The 238-nt window shown below is 57.6% G+C and carries 1 pseudogene; it reads right to left on the bottom strand.

The features are described from left to right. Nucleotides 1-238: pseudogene (locus MFF64_RS37320) on the bottom strand (methyl-accepting chemotaxis protein); the annotation flags it as partial.

The raw sequence follows: 238 nt of genomic DNA, 5'->3' as shown, positions 1-238 counted from the left end.
GCACACTCACCAAACGGGCGAGCGGTCTCGTGATCACGAACACCACTATGCCACCTGCCAGCAGGATTGAAGCAAGAAGTCCGAGACTTGCGCTCACAACGAGCATCATTGTTGCCCATTTGGCGTCAAGGGCAGCTGCCTTTTTGGCCGCCGCGAGTTCCGCGGTAAGTATGTCAATACGGCTCTTGATCTGGTCGCGAAGCTTGGCGCGAACGGGGACAGCCTCTTCCTGAGCGAT

The sequence above is a fragment of the Methylobacterium frigidaeris genome (assembly GCF_022179185.1).
Classification (GTDB): Bacteria; Pseudomonadota; Alphaproteobacteria; order Rhizobiales; family Beijerinckiaceae; genus Methylobacterium; species Methylobacterium frigidaeris.
The sequence above is the reverse complement of the archived record's forward strand: the minus strand, read 5'-3'. Positions and strand labels throughout refer to the sequence as shown.